This is a genomic window from Microcoleus sp. Pol11C2, from assembly GCF_036701505.1.
In the GTDB taxonomy this organism is placed as follows: Bacteria; Cyanobacteriota; Cyanobacteriia; order Cyanobacteriales; family Microcoleaceae; genus Microcoleus.
Map to the genome: position 1 here is coordinate 29,991 of NZ_JAUBQX010000040.1, position 13,805 is coordinate 43,795.

Below are 13,805 nucleotides of genomic sequence, written 5' to 3' on the forward strand. Positions count from 1 at the left end.
GAAAAATACGCTGGGGGCTGCTGGCTCCTAGCGCTTCTGGACATTAGTTGAGAGAAACGTTAAAGAGACTAATATGGCGCGACCACAAACAGGCAAGAAATCTGGTGCAAAAAAGCAGAAACGGAATGTACCCAATGGGGTAGGCTACATCCAGTCTACCTTTAACAACACGATTGTAACTATTACCGACCTCAACGGTGAAGTGATATCCTGGGCATCGGCTGGTTCCAGCGGTTTTAAAGGAGCTAAAAAGGGAACTCCCTTTGCCGCTCAAACAGCAGCAGAAAGTGCTGCCCGCAGAGCCAACGACCAAGGAATGCGCCAAATAGAAGTAATGGTGAGCGGGCCCGGAGCAGGTAGAGAAACTGCAATCCGGGCGCTGCAAGGGGCGGGACTGGAAATCACCCTGATTAGAGATGTTACCCCAATTCCTCACAACGGCTGTCGCCCTCCCAAGCGGCGTAGAGTCTAAAACGATTTGAGATTTTAGATTTTAGATTTTGGATAATGGCTAACTGCTTAAAGTCAAAAACTAATGGTTCTAACTGTTGCCCCGTCCATCCAAAATCCGAAATCCGTTCAGGGGTATGCTCTGCAATCTAAAATCCAAAATCAAAAATCCAAAGTGGAAAAGGGAGGTCACTCCGTGGCGCAGTTTCAAATTGAATGTATAGAGTCTAACACTGACAAAGACCGCAGTCAGTACGGAAAATTTGTCCTGGAACCGCTCGATCGCGGTCAAGGAACAACTGTTGGGAATGCGCTTCGGCGAGTTCTGCTGTCAAATTTGGAAGGAACGGCAGTAACTTCAGTCCGAATCGCGGGCGTCAATCACGAGTTTGCCACGATCGAAGGGGTACGTGAGGATGTTCTAGAAATTCTCCTGAACATGAAAGAGGTGGTCCTCAAAACTCATTCTCAGCAGCCCCAAATCGGCAGGTTGCGGATTGAGGGGCCTGTCACAGTTACGGCCGATAGATTCGATTTGCCCTCAGAGGTGGAATTGATCGATCGCTCCCAGTACATTGCAACTCTCTCGCCCGGCTCAGTTCTGGAAATGGAATTCAGAATTGAAAAAGGCATCGGATACCGAGCAGTAGATCGCAGTCGCGATGATGGGTCGGCTTTGGATTTTCTCCAAATTGACGCTATCTTTATGCCGATTCGCAGAGTCAACTACAGCGTTGAAGATGCTAGGGTAGGCGGCACGGTCGAGAAAGACCGGCTGATTATGGAAATCTGGACTGATGGCAGCGTGACGCCTCAAGAAGCTTTGAGTCAATCTGCCCACATCCTGGTAGATCTATTTGCACCTCTCAAAGACATCACCCAAGATTCTCTCAAACCAGAGTATCCAGGTGAAGCAGATCCTACCAGCCAAATTCCGATCGAAGAATTGCAGTTGTCCGTCCGGGCTTACAACTGTCTCAAGCGGGCTCAGATCAACTCAGTCGCAGACTTATTGGATTATACCCAAGAAGACTTGCTCGAGATCAAGAACTTCGGGCAGAAGTCTGCCGAAGAAGTGATTGAAGCTTTACAAAAACGCTTGGGCATTACCTTGCCACAGGAAAAATCAGCTAAAAGTTAATCAACGGGTAACGGGTAAAAAAGTTCTGAATTTTAAGTAGGTGAGTTTTTAAGTTAAAGAAATCACCGCTCAAAACTCGCGGACTATCCCGGCACCCAATTACCAATTACCAATTACCAACTGCTATGCGTCACCGCTGTCGCGTTCCCCAACTCAACAAACCGGCTGACCAGCGCCGCGCCCTGCTGCGCTCGCTGACCACCGAATTAATCCGCCACGGTAAAATTACTACCACTCTTGCCCGCGCCAAAGCGCTGCGCCCAGAGGCTGACCGAATGATTACCCTGGCAAAAGATGGCTCATTGGCCGCTCGCCGCCAAGCTATGGGCTTTATCTACGACAAACAGTTAGTACACGCCTTGTTTGAAGCAGCCCAAGAACGTTACGGCTCGCGCAACGGCGGCTACACCCGCGTCGTGCGAACTGTCCCCCGTCAAGGAGACAATTCCGAAATGGCGATCGTTGAACTGGTTTAATTCCATTTTGGGTTGGAGATTTGTGATTTATGACTAACAATCCAAAATCCCCAATCGAAAATCCCCAATCGATACAGCGCGTTGCTTTGGTGATCCAATACCTCGGCACTAACTTTCACGGTTGGCAGCGACAGCCGAACCAGCGTACAGTACAAGAAGAAATTGAAACAGCAATATCGACTGTTCTGGAACGCCCGGTAACGCTGCACGCTGCTGGGAGAACCGATGCGGGAGTTCACGCCGCTGCTCAAGTAGCGCATTTTGATGCCCACGGCCCAATTCCGGCTCACCGCTGGGCAAGCGTTCTCAACTCTCGACTGGCAAAAGATATTTTAATTCGAGCTTCGGCAAAGGTGGAACCTACCTGGCACGCTCGGTTCTCAGCCAGTTGGCGGCGCTATCGCTACACCCTTTATACAGACCCGACCCCTAATTTGTTTGTGCGTCCTTTTGCTTGGCACTGCTATCACGCCCCTGTGGATGAATCTTTGATTCAGACAGCTTTGACACCGCTAATCGGGCGGCATCACCTGGCTGCTTTCCACCGTGCGGGTTCTGCCCGCCCCCATTCCTGGGTGGACGTACAAGCGGCAGAGTGTCACCGTTCTGGGCCTCTTATCTATATTGAGGTTCAGGCGAGCGGGTTTCTGTACGGAATGATGCGGCTGCTGGTGGGGTTGCTGGTGCAGGTGGGTCGCGGGGAAAGGCCGATCGACAATTTCACAGATATCTGGGTCAACGAACGCCGAGAAATGGTCAAATATGCCGCTCCCGCTCAAGGTTTGTGCCTGCTACGGGTTGGCTATTCAGAATTTCCCTTTCCCCCAGATGTCTGGTACGACACTCAGCCAAAATTAGTCATTAGTCATTAGTCATTAGTCATTAGTCATTAGTCATTAGGTAACTACTAATAAACAACTAAGGACAACTAACAATTAAAAACTGACAACTGACAACTGACAACTGACAACTAAGAACAGTTAACAGTTAATAGACAACTAACAACAAACAATGAACAAAACTTACGTCCCTACTCAAGACTCCCTAGAGCACAAGTGGTACGTGGTCGATGCCGCCGACCAGCGGCTGGGCCGTCTGGCAACTGAAGTTGCCATGTACCTCCGGGGGAAACACAAACCGACTTACACTCCTTCTATGGATACCGGCGACTTCGTAATAGTCATCAATGCTGACAAAATCGCTGTTACTGGCAAAAAACGCACCCAGAAAATCTACCGCCGCCATTCTGGAAGACCGGGCGGCATGAAAACAGAAACTTTTGCCAAATTGCAAGCACGTTTGCCAGAAAGAATTGTCGAAGAAGCTATACGGGGAATGCTGCCTCACACTTCTCTGGGCAGACAACTGTTTACTAAACTCAAGGTGTACGCTGGCCCTAACCACCCGCACCAAGCTCAAAAACCAGAAGAATTAATTGTTCACACGATTCCGGGAGGAAATGAGTAATGCAAGCAACAGATACATCCGGTCGCGCTGTGTACTGGGGAACCGGCCGCCGCAAGTGTTCCGTAGCGCGGGTGCGCTTGGTTCCCGGCACGGGCATACTGACAGTCAATGGTAAAGAGGGGGATTTGTACCTGCAATTCAACCCTACTTATTTGGCTCTCGCTAAGGCCCCTCTGGAAACTTTGGGTCTGGAAAATGAGTACGACATTTTGGTAAAAGTCGAAGGCGGTGGCTTGACAGGTCAGGCTGACTCGATTCGCTTGGGTGTGGCTAGAGCACTTTGTCAATTAGACCCGGACAACCGCAAGCCTCTGAAGACTGAGGGCTATTTGACTCGCGACCCCCGGGCCAAAGAACGGAAAAAGTACGGTTTGCGGAAAGCTCGCAAAGCTCCTCAATACTCGAAGCGGTAATCGAGGGAAGAAGGAAGAAGAAAAAGGCAAAAATTATCTATCCAGATTTTATCTGCCTTTTTTTGAAGTTTATTTCCGATTCCTGATTCCTGGTTCCAGCAGATATAAAGCAAAATTGGTGCTGTTGTTGGTGTACAAGTCCTGCGGCAGCTAAAATGGTTGTAAAGTCAAAAATTAGAGAGTAAAAAACAATGGCAAAAGATGGCATTCACCCTGAGTGGTATCCCGAATCTCAGGTTTATTGCAACGGCGAACTGGTAATGACTGTTGGTTCCACTAGACCAAAGCTTCAAGTTGATGTCTGGTCGGGAAATCATCCTTTTTATACTGGCACTCAGAAGATTATTGATACAGAAGGTCGTGTGGAACGCTTTATGCGGAAATACGGCATGACGGAGGTAGAAATGCCGAAGGCAGATGCTTCCTCTGGGCCGCTGAAAATGGAAGACCCGAAAGCAGATGCTTCTAAGGCTGCTGGTAAAGGCAAAAAGAAGAAGTAGCCGGATTGTCATTTGTCCGCAGTTTGTTGAGAGTAGTTCTTTCTACTGGCAACTTACCGCCCTGGGATTTTAGATTTTAGATTGAAGACTTCCTACGGCTGGCAGTTGAGTTCAATCGAGTAGAGTTCGATGGACATTCTATCCTAACTGCTCTTGAGTTCTAAAATCTAAAATCTAAAATCTAAAATCGATCCGCCCTCGGATTGGAGAGTTTAGATTGAAGACTTGCTACGGCTGGCAGTTGAGTTCGATCGAGATTCTATCCCAACTGTTCTTCAAATCTAAAATCTAAAATCTAAAATCTAAAATCTAAAATCGATTGACAAAGGACAACTGACAATGGCTGAATCTTATTTGCTGGATAAATTGAAGTCGGTAGAGCAAACTTTTAATGAGTTGACTCGCCGCATGGCTGACCCGGATGTGGCTAGGGACAATCAAGAGTTTCAACGGGTAGCGAAAGCTCGATCGTCGTTGGAGGAAGTGGTCGATACTTTTGCTCTGTGGAAAACCACTCAGGAAGATTTGGTGGGCGCGCGACAGGTTCTTAAGGAAGCCGCGGGCGATCGAGATATGCAAGAAATGGCTGCGCTGGAAGTTCAGGAACTTGAGGCGAAGCTGGAGAATTTGGAAAGTCGTTTGAAGGTTTTGCTGCTCCCCCGCGACCCGAACGATGACAAGAATATTATGCTGGAAATTCGGGCGGGTACTGGCGGAGATGAAGCCAGTATTTGGGCTGGAGATTTGCTGCGGCTGTATTCCCGTTACGCTCAAACTCAAGGCTGGCAGGTGAAGTTGGTGAGCGAGTCGCTGGCGGAAATGGGCGGCTTTAAAGAGGTGATTCTGGAAATTACAGGCGACAGCGTTTACAGCAAGCTGAAGTTTGAGGCGGGAGTACACCGGGTGCAGCGAGTGCCTGTGACTGAGGCTGGCGGCCGGGTGCATACTTCGACGGCGACGGTGGCTGTGATGCCCGAGGTGGATGATGTGGAGATTCACATCGATCCGAAGGATATTGAGATGAGCACGGCTCGATCGGGCGGCGCTGGCGGTCAAAACGTGAACAAGGTGGAAACTGCTGCGGATTTGTTTCACAAGCCGACGGGAATTCGGATTTTCTGTACTGAGGAGCGCAGTCAGTTGCAGAATAAGGAGCGGGCGATGCAGATTTTGCGGGCTAAGCTCTATGAGATGAAGTTGCGGGAGCAGCAGGATGAAGTGAAGTCGCGGCGTTTGGCTCAGGTTGGTACTGGTTCGCGATCGGAGAAGATTCGCACTTACAACTATAAGGACAATCGGGCTACGGACCACCGTTTGGGGGAGAATTTCTCGCTCAATAGTGTTTTGGAAGGGGATATTGAGGGGATTATTCAAACTTGCATTTCTCAGGATCAGCAGGAACGTTTGGCTGAGTTGGCTGCTTCTACTAATTGATGGAGTGATGGGGGACTAGGCGCATTGTTTGATCAGCCTCAGTTCCCTTGTTACGCGGGAGATATGCTTGAGTAGGGCCTCCCAAATTGCGTCGGCGATCGCCACTGGATATTTGAAATGTTCGAGGTCGTATTGTACAATGACTTCTAGCGGTGCTAGGATTTGCTGGTTTCGACAATTGGCAATTGCTGCGATCGCCTTTTGTTCCCATCTGGCAAATAGTCTGTAGCGGAAAAAGGAACTGCATTTTTGTCCTTTCTTGTTCAGGTAAACGACTATTACTTTATGTTGTTTGGGGTAGACTTTTACTAGGCGGTTGACGGGCATTCTCAGGGCTTAGGCAGCTTCTATTTGGGAGATTTGCCAGCATTTGGGTTTGAGCCAACCGGAGGCTGTAAGGCTCTGGCGTGTATGGCTGGGCTTGTGAGTTTTTTGAGTCCGTCTCTTGGTCATTACTATTTCTCCCAAATAAATTAAAATTAAAATTAAAATTTTCAATATATTCAATATAAGTAAAATACTATCGGCTAAATCTTCTCCTGTCAAGCAAGACAGGTAAATTTGTTGGTACACAAGTAAGCTAGGAATTGTGGTTATCTCGTGGCTGATATTGTTAATGCAGAAGCTAAGAAAAAACTGAGTGAGTTTGTTAAATTAGCGCGCGGCTCGATTAATCTGACTGCTTTTGGCAAGCTGTTGGGAGTTTCTCCTGCTTCTGTCTTGTATTGGGAAAAGGGGCAGGTACTTCCAGATACGAAAAATTTGACTCAGATTGCGATAAGAGCAGGCTTTACGATGGAAGAGCTCATGGCTCATCTTGAAGACAAGCCGGTGCAGGAAGCCGTAGATATTAATGATCTGCTTAAAAAAATTCAATGTATACCAATTAGTGAGTTGGCAGTGATTGGTAGAGTTGTGATGGATAGACTCGCGGCGGCGGCTGGGTCGTCTGGGAAATATAATAGTTGATATATCAGTGGGCAAGTAGACTGCTATAAGTGGGCAAGTAGACTGCCATATACGCTCGCAGAGCTTTTAAGTCGTGAACATCAAAAATAGAAAAAAATTTAGTGAAATCATCAAAACTGCTCGCGCAACAATGAGTCAGAGAGCGTTTGGCAAGCTTTTGGGCGTTTCCGTTCAGGGGGCAACAATGAGGCTAAGGAATGAAAAATTAATAACTTGATTAATTCGTGAGTGGAGGTACCGCTCGATAATTCCATGTGGATAAATATTAATCAAAAACAATTTTCAGATTTTTTTTTAAACTGGAGTTTAGACTAAAAAGTACGCTCGCCCTCAAGCAAAAGCGCGCTCGCCATACCACACTCTTCGGGGTTAAAGAACCAACAACAGAGAAAAAAATACCGGGCCAGCTCTGTTGGAGTTGACCCGGATGCCGGAAGATAGGGAAGTATCACCAACCCCGATCGACCGCTATGAATGTTATCACGATGGTTGCAAGAGTTTCGTCAAGCCATCTACAAAAATCTATGTAAAGCGCAAGATGCTACTTTTGAATTAATGGATGCGCTCTTATTAACGAGAAAAGCTGAAAGTTTAGCCGATTTATCATTATCTCGCGTCTTTCGTCGCCAATGGTCGAGTGTTTACGAGGCGCTACAAGATACAAGACCCGATCGAGAAGAATTAATGAAGCTCTACATCCAACAAATCCCGCAATCAAAACGAATTGTTCTCGCAGGCGACCATACGAGTTGGTCAAGACCCTTTGCCAAAACCCTCAAAGAACGTACTTATGAACATTCTCCATCGCAACTGGGAGGTCGTCCGGTGACTGTGGGATACGGCTACAGTACCTTGGCATAGATACCTGAAGCAGAAGGGAGTTGGGCCTTGCCACTTTTACATGAACGAATTACCAGTTGGGAAAGTCCCATTTCTCAAGCAGTCCAGCAATTATCGAGTGTGAGTTCTCACTTGCCATCAAGAGCGCTATCGTTGTGGGACCGTGAATACGGTTGTGCGCCGTTTGTCAATCAAACCGCAGGACTTCCTGTAGATAAACTGATGCGCCTGCGCTCAAATTTATGTTTGTGAGGTGCACCTGGTGCCTACGGGGGGCGGGGTCGGCCCAAAGTTCACGGCGCTCGATTTAAACTTAATGACTCAACGACTTGGAGTTCCCCAGCACAACAAGTCGAGGCAGAAGACCCCGAATTAGGAAAAATGCGAGTTCGGGTTTGGCACAATTTGCATTTTCGTTTGTCCCCCGACAACTCGATGTCCGTTCTATTGGTAGAACGACTGACGAAAGATGGTGCGATCGCAGTTTCTAAGCCGATGTGGTTGGCATTTGTGGGATTATCTATGCCGACTGTCACAGAAGTTTGGCGACTCTATTTACGAAGGTTTGCCATCGACCACTGGTATCGCGCCAGCTAAAAATCGTCTTCATTGGACAGTTCCTGCGTTAAGTACACCCCTTCAATGCGATCGATGGAGCGATTTAATGCCCATCGTTACTTGGCAATTATGGTTTGCCCGCCAACTTGTCGCACAGCGCCCTCTACTGCAGGCAAAAATCTCAAGCCAAACTAACCCCTGGACGGGTAGCTCAATCATTTGGGAGAATTTTAGCTCTGTTAGGTACACCTGCTCCTCCTCCCAAACTTCGAGGTAAATCTCCTGGTTGGATTAGAGGGCGCAAGCGACGACCTAGAATTAGATATCCCACGGTCAAAAAAGGGTTTTCTCGCCCGAGAAAAACCGCCAAAAAGTCCCCTTAATCAGAAAGTTTCGATCGCTCATTTTTGAGTGCATTCAATCTACAGTAATGCACTTCTTTATTCTGTTTTAGTCTAAACTCCAGTAATTTATTGCTTGGGTGCAACGATTTAATTGATTCAATAAATCAATTCCAACCCTTTTATGTTTGAGCTAGCTTATTTTTTACTTCTTTAATTCGCAGAGTGACAGAACAGGGATATCAGGGTTTGGATCACGCGCTGACAGGGGCATTTTTTTTGCGGAATGGTATAACTACTCGGAATCCACAAATATGGCAATTTCTCAAGCGCTGGTGGGAGAGGGTAAATTAGTGTTAGGTAGAGAAAAATCTATAGGAAGTATCGAAGTGCCTGTGCCATTTGGCTTGCCAGCAGCAGGATCAGGCTGGTATAGTTGGATACGATCGCGCCCAAGTCGTTTAGCTTGATACAGCGCTTGGTCGGCTGTGGCAATCAGAATTTCGGCTCCCGATTCAGATGCAGGAACAATACTCGCTACGCCAAGACTGAGAGTGACGTATGGGCTGACTTGAGAACCAGCGTGAGGAAGCTGCAAAGCTGCGATTTTGAGCTGTATGTGTTTGGCTACCATCACGGCGCCTTGAATCGCGGTATTTGGCAAAATAACGGCAAATTCTTCGCCTCCGTAGCGAGCTACTAAATCGGCGGGGCGATTGACTGCATTGCCGATCGCCCCGGCGACTTGTCGCAAACATTCGTCTCCGCCTTGATGCCCGTAAGTATCGTTGTAACTTTTAAAAGAATCAATATCGCACAGAATTAGGGACATGGGCGTTTGTTCTCGGGCTTGTCTGCGCCACTCCATTTCTAAATACTGATCGAACCGGCGGCGGTTTGCTAGCTGTGTGAGTTCGTCTAAAGTTGCCAAGCGCTCTAACTTGAGGTTGGCTGCTTGCAACTGCTGGTAGAGTTCTGCTTGCTTGATAGCGATCGCCAACTGGGTGGCCAGAGAAGACAGCAACTCTACTTCCAACTGCATCCACTGCCGGGGACTGCACTGGTGGGCCATCAGCAGCCCCCACAACTCCTCTCCTTGCACTAAAGGCACAACCAAATAAGCTCTCACCGCGAATTGTGCGAGCAAGTCAATTTGATATTGCGGCAAATCCGCGGCCAAGACATCGGCGATCGGTCGGATCGCTCGATGTTGGTACGCTTCGAGATAGAACTGGTCAAAACAGAAATTTTCCAGGGTTTCCCCCAACATCGGCTGGCAGTTGGGAGCTACAGATTCGACTGTCACCGCCCCCGTCGCCGGACCGGCGCAGAGACTGCCGGTACAGGGGTTAAAGCGCACGATCATCACTCGATCGGCCTGAAGGAACTGACGCACTTCTGTCACTGTCGTGCTGAGCACTTCCCCCAAATCCAGAGACTGGCGGATGTGCTGAGTAATCGTCGCCATCAGCAGTTCTCGTTCGTTCTGCTGCCGCAGTGCCTCTTCTGCCCGCTTGTACTCGGTGATATCTTGAGCGGTGCCGAAAATTTGTTTGGGACAGCCGTCGGCTGTGCGAGCGAAAACTTGGTCGCGACAGCGAAACCAGCGCCATTCACCCGATCGATGTTTGAGGCGATATTCCAACTCCAAAATATGCCCGTCTTGGGTCGAGGGAAATTTTTGCTGGTGGGCTTTGAGCCTGGGCAAATCTTCTGGGTACACCAAACTGGAGTACAAAGCAGTTTGCATCTGTAAAATTTCTCGGGGAGTGTAGCCCAGCAATTTAGAAGCTTGACCGTTGACGTAGACGTTCCGCTGTTCGGTCAAATCGTAAATGTAGAGCAAATAAGGCGCCGCGTCAGCAATCTGCTGGATGAAATGCTGGCTCGATCGCAATTCTTCCTCCACCCGCTGACGCACTTGCACTTCTTCCAAAGCTTGATCCCGCATTGTGCGGTAAGCTTGGATGCGATGGGTGAGGTCGGTCACGTCTTGAATCACCAGCAGCGCATAGAACGATGGGGAATTTACCCCCGGCCATATTGATGACGAAACTGAGGGTGCAGATTCCCTAGACAAAAAAGCACTTCTTGGTGATCCGACTCCGACTGTACCGTCTGATGCCAACTCAAGAGTATGGAGAACCCAGTCTCTAATCTCCTGTTCTTCTATGCCAGCCTCTAGGGCCGGCACAGCAGTCACAGTAGTTTGCTGAATTCGCTGCTGGCCGTCTTGCCAAGTTGCCGGAATCAGGTGTTTGTGAATTTGAGAAGAAAAAATTGTTGGCGGGCCTCCTGCAAAGATTTGCTTGAAGCGAGTGGCGTACTTTAACTGAATCAGGTGAGGAAAATGGGTTGTGATCTTTGTTCCCAATATTTGGCTGCGGGGAATTTTAGTCCACTCTTCTAGACAAGTGTTCCAAAACAGCACCACAAAATCATCTTGCAGCAAGCAGGCGCCGACTGGTACGCTGTCGAGAACCCCAAACTTTTCCTTAATACTTTTGCTCTCCTCAATCATAGACCCCCGGCAAGTTGATTGATAGCAGTCAACAAGGTGTCAAAGGAATTAACATTGAAAATAAGAATGATATCTCCTTCAATGTGAAGCCTTTCAATCATGAAACTGGTCTGAGCTAATAAAACAACTGTATCAGTAGCTAAACCACCAGATACCAGCAAACTAGCAATCGTCCCTTCGCTATAAGTGGGAATTGAGTAGTTCAGGCGCTGCTGAAGTACGTTGCTGATTGCACCCATGACCCCATTAATTACAATATTTCCCACTTCACTCAGCGTACCAATTTTGACTGAATCGAGATCGTGAGTTCCTTCTTCCCCCGTGAGCATCGTCACCAGCAAAGCAGCGCTGTTGGTGGGAAAGACTAGCTGGGCAATGCCTCCAAAGGAGCCTGTGAATTTGAGCTGGACAGCGGCGATTTGCTCGCCGTTGAGGTGCTGCTCTAACTCTTCTTCCACGTCAATGGGAGTCAGTATTTGAAGATAGGGGATTTGCAAGCGAATCGGGGAGTCGATCATGTCGTTCAAAACCCCTGCGGCTTGACCGATACCGATGTTGACGAGTTCCTGCAAGGCATCGAGCTGTCGAGTGCTTAATTTCATTGGGTGCTCTCCTCGCTGACACTGAGAGCTTTTTTGATCCACCCGATCAGTTCATCTGAGTTGGGCATTTTGTGAATGACTGCCAGGGCTCCGAGTTCCATGCACTCGGAGCGGGTGCTTGCTTGGATGTCTGCGGTAATTACGATCACTGGAATTTTATATCCTCGATCGCGCATAGCTTGCAGGACTTCCCGACCTTCCATTTCTGGCATCAGCAGATCTAAGAGCATACAGTTTGGGGTTTTAGTGCCGAGCTGTTCTAGAGCTTCTGGGCCGCTGGATGCTTCCCAAGTCTCGTATCCTTCTGCTCGCAAGATTTTGCAGATTACCCTGCGAGTCAACCACGAATCTTCGACAACGAGAATTGATGTCACTACGTTCTCCTCCTTCTATTGTTTAGGACTGACCGGCGTTGCAGGTACTGCTTTTATCTTGACAGTAATTTAAAGTGCTGGGACGGTGTGTGATCGAGCTTCACTCGGAATTCCAGTTCTTAAAAACTAACGCATTAATGTGTGGGATAGTTTAGTATCTTGGACTATGTTAAGAAAAAACCCGGTTTCTGAATGAAACCAGGTTTGCGGGATCTCTATTGCTCTAACAAGGGCGCTCAATTATAGATTACCAAACGCTTCCGGAGGGACTCTACTCGCTGTTTTGCCGTGGTATTGTCTGGATGGCAGGCGAGAGCTTGTTCGTACATTTCCAAGGCTTGAGCTGTTAATTTCTTGCGCTCGTAGGCGTGACCCAGATTATTGAGAGATGTAACGTATTCGGGCTGCAACTTCAGGGCTTCTTTGTAGTGGCGGATTGCGATGTCGTACTGTTCTTGGCCAAAGTGTGCAAAACCGAGGGCGTTGTAAATAACAGCTTGATTGTCTTCGCCTTCTAAGTCTTTGGCTTTCAGGGCTTTTTGAAACAGTACGATCGCCTGGGAGTAAAGCTTCTTATCTAGATAGATACTTCCTAATTCGTAGTATTCCTGTGCTGTTCCTTTTTCTACTGTCAGCTTATTTTCTAAGCGTTCCAGAGACATTTCCAGCTTCCGAGTTTTGAGAATTTGGCGCACCACAAACCATGAAGTGCTGCCGAGTATAGCGAGCAGGACTGACAAGTAAACAATGAGTAAATTACTATCCATGTTTTTCTTAAATTTAGGTAGGTCTGTGGAAGGTTTTATTTATTTTAATGCGCTAGCAATCTCTGAGATTTGCCTCTGCAACTGTATAAAAAACAAGGAAATAGCGATCGACCGGCCCGATCGCGATTTCTGAAAAAGCAACAGCCCAGAAGTAAGAACAAAGAAGGAAAGTTGCTCTCAACCTCCTAAATTCATCAGGAGTTTTCCTTCTCTGGCAGACAGTTAAATCTTTCTTACTTCTGCTTTGTGCATTCTGAAAAGTAACCTAACTTTCAGGCTCCGGCTCGATTAGCCATTTCCACGACTTTACCGAATGTTGCAGGGTCAATAATCGCCATTTGTGCCAGCATTTTGCGGTTGATTTCGATGTTGGCTTTTTTCATGTTGCCGATCAGTCTGCTGTAGCTCGTGCCGTGCTGGCGCGATGCGGCATTGATCCGAGCAATCCACAGGCGACGGAAATCGCGTTTGCGTTTTTTGCGATCGCGATAACCGTTACGCAGGGCCTGCATCACCCGTTGGTTAGCTGTGCGGAACTGTTTCGACTGTGCGCCTCGGAAACCCTTGGCTAATTTGAGAATTTTTTTGCGGCGCGCTCTGGCGACATTACCGCGTTTTACCCGTGTCATCTTTAATTTCCGTTAAACTTTACAAGTATGGAAGCATTAACCGCACGTTAGCATCGTTGGTCTCGTCGATGACGACCAGCTTAGAGAGACGGCTTTTGCGAGCTGAACTTTTGTGCTGTAGCAAGTGGCTTTTGTAAGCTTTGCGGCGCACAATCTTACCGCTGCCGGTCGCTCTAAAGCGCTTTGCGGCTGCTTTGCGAGTTTTGAGTTTTGGCATGGACTGGTGTTATTTGGACACAAGCTTCTACCGTATCACGTTTGTGGTACTTTCTGCAAGGGAGATTTGCGGGTTGGGGTGGCGCTGCATTTGCTGCGATATACAG

18 protein-coding genes are annotated in these 13,805 nt (G+C 48.0%); 11 read left to right on the forward strand and 7 right to left on the reverse strand.

The features are described 5' to 3' along the window. The first annotated feature begins 73 nt into the window (after nucleotides 1-73). The 8 genes from rpsK to prfA all read left to right on the forward strand — a co-directional run bounded on the left by rpsK (nucleotide 74) and on the right by prfA (nucleotide 5,881). Nucleotides 74-472 (forward strand): 30S ribosomal protein S11, encoded by a 399-nt coding sequence (rpsK, locus tag QUA42_RS20350; RefSeq protein WP_332978136.1) that lies wholly within the window; start codon nucleotides 74-76, stop codon nucleotides 470-472. 174 nt (nucleotides 473-646) lie between these two features. Next, nucleotides 647-1,591, forward strand: a complete 945-nt coding sequence (locus QUA42_RS20355) for a DNA-directed RNA polymerase subunit alpha (RefSeq protein WP_332958426.1) — start codon at nucleotides 647-649, stop codon at nucleotides 1,589-1,591. 125 nt (nucleotides 1,592-1,716) lie between these two features. Further along, nucleotides 1,717-2,067, forward strand: a complete 351-nt coding sequence (gene rplQ / locus QUA42_RS20360; protein WP_190657966.1) for a 50S ribosomal protein L17 — start codon at nucleotides 1,717-1,719, stop codon at nucleotides 2,065-2,067. A gap of 29 nt (nucleotides 2,068-2,096) precedes the next feature. Continuing rightward, a complete protein-coding gene (gene truA, locus QUA42_RS20365; protein ID WP_333139543.1) occupies nucleotides 2,097-2,939 on the forward strand; it encodes a tRNA pseudouridine(38-40) synthase TruA in 843 nt (280 codons plus the stop codon). A gap of 139 nt (nucleotides 2,940-3,078) precedes the next feature. After that, on the forward strand, nucleotides 3,079-3,534 hold the full coding sequence (gene rplM, locus QUA42_RS20370) for a 50S ribosomal protein L13 (RefSeq protein WP_015178725.1): 456 nt from the start codon (nucleotides 3,079-3,081) through the stop codon (nucleotides 3,532-3,534). Then, on the forward strand, nucleotides 3,534-3,947 hold the full coding sequence (gene rpsI, locus QUA42_RS20375) for a 30S ribosomal protein S9 (protein WP_194067224.1): 414 nt from the start codon (nucleotides 3,534-3,536) through the stop codon (nucleotides 3,945-3,947). Before rplM ends, rpsI begins: the two co-directional genes overlap by 1 nt. 191 nt (nucleotides 3,948-4,138) lie before the next feature. Next, complete coding sequence (gene rpmE / locus QUA42_RS20380; RefSeq protein ID WP_242719730.1) at nucleotides 4,139-4,447, forward strand: 50S ribosomal protein L31; 309 nt, start codon at nucleotides 4,139-4,141, stop codon at nucleotides 4,445-4,447. 339 nt (nucleotides 4,448-4,786) lie between these two features. Beyond that, nucleotides 4,787-5,881: a peptide chain release factor 1 gene (gene prfA, locus QUA42_RS20385; protein WP_333059813.1), complete on the forward strand. Its 1,095-nt coding sequence runs from the start codon at nucleotides 4,787-4,789 to the stop codon at nucleotides 5,879-5,881. A 15-nt stretch (nucleotides 5,882-5,896) separates the two neighbouring features. Here the strand turns inward: prfA and QUA42_RS20390 are convergent, their stop codons facing one another. After that, a complete protein-coding gene (locus QUA42_RS20390; protein WP_333139545.1) occupies nucleotides 5,897-6,208 on the reverse strand; it encodes a hypothetical protein in 312 nt (103 codons plus the stop codon). A 273-nt stretch (nucleotides 6,209-6,481) separates the two neighbouring features. Between QUA42_RS20390 and QUA42_RS20395 the strand changes: the two genes are divergently transcribed. The 3 genes from QUA42_RS20395 (at nucleotide 6,482) to QUA42_RS20405 (ending at nucleotide 8,287) form a co-directional block, all read left to right on the forward strand. After that, on the forward strand, nucleotides 6,482-6,850 hold the full coding sequence (locus QUA42_RS20395; RefSeq protein ID WP_333139547.1) for a helix-turn-helix transcriptional regulator: 369 nt from the start codon (nucleotides 6,482-6,484) through the stop codon (nucleotides 6,848-6,850). Between the two features lie 474 nt (nucleotides 6,851-7,324). Further along, the gene (locus QUA42_RS20400; RefSeq protein WP_333139549.1) at nucleotides 7,325-7,711 is read left to right on the forward strand and encodes a transposase; all 387 of its coding nucleotides are present in this window, start codon (nucleotides 7,325-7,327) and stop codon (nucleotides 7,709-7,711) included. Nucleotides 7,712-8,071: 360 nt separating this feature from the next. Beyond that, entirely contained in the window at nucleotides 8,072-8,287 is a 216-nt protein-coding gene (locus tag QUA42_RS20405; RefSeq protein ID WP_333139551.1) for a hypothetical protein, read from the forward strand. Between the two features lie 627 nt (nucleotides 8,288-8,914). Here QUA42_RS20405 and QUA42_RS20410 read toward each other — a convergent pair. From QUA42_RS20410 to rpmI, 6 genes are all read right to left on the reverse strand, one after another. Continuing rightward, complete coding sequence (locus QUA42_RS20410) at nucleotides 8,915-11,110, reverse strand: diguanylate cyclase domain-containing protein (RefSeq protein WP_333139553.1); 2,196 nt, start codon at nucleotides 11,108-11,110, stop codon at nucleotides 8,915-8,917. After that, nucleotides 11,107-11,712 (reverse strand): chemotaxis protein CheC, encoded by a 606-nt coding sequence (locus QUA42_RS20415; RefSeq protein WP_333139555.1) that lies wholly within the window; start codon nucleotides 11,710-11,712, stop codon nucleotides 11,107-11,109. The genes QUA42_RS20410 and QUA42_RS20415 overlap by 4 nt, the downstream gene beginning before the upstream one ends. Next, nucleotides 11,709-12,086 carry a response regulator gene (locus QUA42_RS20420; RefSeq protein ID WP_333039645.1) on the reverse strand — a complete coding sequence of 126 codons (378 nt, stop codon included), beginning with the start codon at nucleotides 12,084-12,086 and terminating at the stop codon, nucleotides 11,709-11,711. The genes QUA42_RS20415 and QUA42_RS20420 overlap by 4 nt, the downstream gene beginning before the upstream one ends. A 236-nt stretch (nucleotides 12,087-12,322) precedes the next feature. Beyond that, complete coding sequence (locus tag QUA42_RS20425) at nucleotides 12,323-12,853, reverse strand: tetratricopeptide repeat protein (protein ID WP_333139557.1); 531 nt, start codon at nucleotides 12,851-12,853, stop codon at nucleotides 12,323-12,325. Between the two features lie 272 nt (nucleotides 12,854-13,125). After that, entirely contained in the window at nucleotides 13,126-13,482 is a 357-nt protein-coding gene (gene rplT, locus QUA42_RS20430) for a 50S ribosomal protein L20 (RefSeq protein WP_006634165.1), read from the reverse strand. A 19-nt stretch (nucleotides 13,483-13,501) separates the two neighbouring features. Continuing rightward, nucleotides 13,502-13,699 (reverse strand): 50S ribosomal protein L35, encoded by a 198-nt coding sequence (rpmI, locus tag QUA42_RS20435; RefSeq protein WP_006634164.1) that lies wholly within the window; start codon nucleotides 13,697-13,699, stop codon nucleotides 13,502-13,504. Nucleotides 13,700-13,805 lie beyond the last annotated feature (106 nt).

Excerpts from the sequence above, each read along its gene's own strand:
- rpsK (WP_332978136.1), top strand. The coding sequence starts at position 74 with ATGGCGCGACCACAAACAGGCAAGAAATCTGGTGCAAAAAAGCAGAAA.
- rplQ (WP_190657966.1), top strand. The coding sequence starts at position 1,717 with ATGCGTCACCGCTGTCGCGTTCCCCAACTCAACAAACCGGCTGACCAG.
- truA (WP_333139543.1), top strand. The coding sequence starts at position 2,097 with ATGACTAACAATCCAAAATCCCCAATCGAAAATCCCCAATCGATACAG.
- rplM (WP_015178725.1), top strand. The coding sequence starts at position 3,079 with ATGAACAAAACTTACGTCCCTACTCAAGACTCCCTAGAGCACAAGTGG.
- rpsI (WP_194067224.1), top strand. The coding sequence starts at position 3,534 with ATGCAAGCAACAGATACATCCGGTCGCGCTGTGTACTGGGGAACCGGC.
- rpmE (WP_242719730.1), top strand. The coding sequence starts at position 4,139 with ATGGCAAAAGATGGCATTCACCCTGAGTGGTATCCCGAATCTCAGGTT.
- prfA (WP_333059813.1), top strand. The coding sequence starts at position 4,787 with ATGGCTGAATCTTATTTGCTGGATAAATTGAAGTCGGTAGAGCAAACT.
- QUA42_RS20390 (WP_333139545.1), bottom strand. The coding sequence starts at position 6,208 with ATGCCCGTCAACCGCCTAGTAAAAGTCTACCCCAAACAACATAAAGTA.
- QUA42_RS20400 (WP_333139549.1), top strand. The coding sequence starts at position 7,325 with ATGTTATCACGATGGTTGCAAGAGTTTCGTCAAGCCATCTACAAAAAT.
- QUA42_RS20405 (WP_333139551.1), top strand. The coding sequence starts at position 8,072 with ATGCGAGTTCGGGTTTGGCACAATTTGCATTTTCGTTTGTCCCCCGAC.
- QUA42_RS20410 (WP_333139553.1), bottom strand. The coding sequence starts at position 11,110 with ATGATTGAGGAGAGCAAAAGTATTAAGGAAAAGTTTGGGGTTCTCGAC.
- QUA42_RS20415 (WP_333139555.1), bottom strand. The coding sequence starts at position 11,712 with ATGAAATTAAGCACTCGACAGCTCGATGCCTTGCAGGAACTCGTCAAC.
- QUA42_RS20425 (WP_333139557.1), bottom strand. The coding sequence starts at position 12,853 with ATGGATAGTAATTTACTCATTGTTTACTTGTCAGTCCTGCTCGCTATA.
- rplT (WP_006634165.1), bottom strand. The coding sequence starts at position 13,482 with ATGACACGGGTAAAACGCGGTAATGTCGCCAGAGCGCGCCGCAAAAAA.
- rpmI (WP_006634164.1), bottom strand. The coding sequence starts at position 13,699 with ATGCCAAAACTCAAAACTCGCAAAGCAGCCGCAAAGCGCTTTAGAGCG.